The sequence below is a fragment of the Pedobacter sp. 01T416_2 genome, from assembly GCF_056398925.1.
Genome location: NZ_JBFTQI010001076.1, coordinates 1 through 1,475, shown reverse-complemented (window position 1 = coordinate 1,475; position 1,475 = coordinate 1). Strand labels below are relative to the sequence as shown.

Here is a 1,475-nt window from a genome sequence, read left to right as displayed (position 1 = left end):
GTTTAGGCGCAGGCACACTGAATAAAGCGATTGAAAAACATTTACCCGATATCCTTGCTCAAGATGTGCAGGTGATCTGGCAAACAGGTAAATATTACTACAAAGGGATTATTGAAAGATTGGGTTTAACATATCATCCCAATGTTCGCATTCTTGAGTTTTTAAATAAAATGGACCTCGCTTATGCAGCAGCAGATGTAATTGTGAGCCGGGCAGGAGCCGGAACCATAGCAGAACTTTGTTTGATTAAAAAGCCAGTGATATTAGTGCCTTCGCCAAACGTTGCAGAAGACCATCAAACCAAAAATGCGATGGCCCTGGTTAAAAATGGAGCAGCAATATTAATTAACGACCGCTCTGCAGAAGATACTTTGGTTAAAGAAGCACTGGCGTTATTAAATAACAAAGAACAGTGTGAAAAACTTTCAGAAAACATAGGTGAAATGGCATTGCCAGCGGCAGACGAAATTATAGCGAACGAAGTACTGAAACTAATAAAGCGGAAAGACTAAAGTAGAAAGACCAAAGAAGAGACAGATTGTCATTACAAGGTATGAAGCACAATCTTAATGCGATAGAAAATAAAAATAAAACAATRGAAAGGCAAGCTTTAAGCTTTGGTCTTTCCACTTTTAGCTTAAAATAAAATGGAACTAAGTAAAATAAATAGGGTTTTCTTTGTAGGTATCGGTGGTATCGGCATGAGTGCGCTTGCCCGTTATTTTGCTAAACGCGGACAGGTAGTTTGTGGTTATGATAAAACCAGGACTAAGCTGACTGAAACCTTAGAGCAGGAAGGCATTCTCATTACGTATCTTGATGAAGCCTCTTCACTGCCCTGTGCATTTTTGGATGATCATGATGATACCCTTGTGGTTTACACTCCAGCGATTCCAAAAGATGCTAAAATTTTAAACCATTTTATAAATAAAGGTTTTGCACTTAAAAAACGTTCTGAGGTTTTAGGGATCATCAGTAAAGGAATGTTCTGTATCGCAGTTGCGGGTACACATGGCAAAACCACAACATCATCTATAGTTGCGCATATTTTAAAAGATACTGGCTACGATTGTACCGCTTTTTTAGGTGGGATAACCAGTAACTATAACAGTAATGTGCTTTTCGGTAAGAACAACGTTGTAGTGGTAGAGGCCGATGAATACGACCGTTCTTTCCTAACCTTGCACCCGGATGTAGCCGTGGTTACTTCTATGGATGCAGATCACCTGGATATTTACGGTGACAAGAGCCATCTCGAAGAATCGTTCAGGTTGTTTGCCGGTCAGCTTAAAGCCGAAGGTGTGCTCTATGCGCACGAAGGATTGCCACTTGAAAAAAGCACCAGTTATGCGGCAAGTTCAACGGCAACTGCAAAGGCAGAAAATTTAAGGGTAGAAGGGTCGAAATTTGTGTTCGATTATGCCGATAGTACACAAAGTATCAAAGACATTAGTTTAATGCTTCCCGGTAAGCAC

General features: G+C 40.2%; 2 protein-coding genes. Both read left to right on the top strand.

The window, feature by feature from the left end:
- A partial coding sequence (locus AC1DPQ_RS27490; RefSeq protein ID WP_477611526.1) for a UDP-N-acetylglucosamine--N-acetylmuramyl-(pentapeptide) pyrophosphoryl-undecaprenol N-acetylglucosamine transferase occupies positions 1–512 on the top strand: 512 nt, incomplete at its 5' end.
- A gap of 135 nt (positions 513–647) precedes the next feature.
- On the top strand, positions 648–1,475 hold an 828-nt coding region (locus AC1DPQ_RS27485), incomplete at its 3' end, for a Mur ligase domain-containing protein (RefSeq protein WP_477611525.1).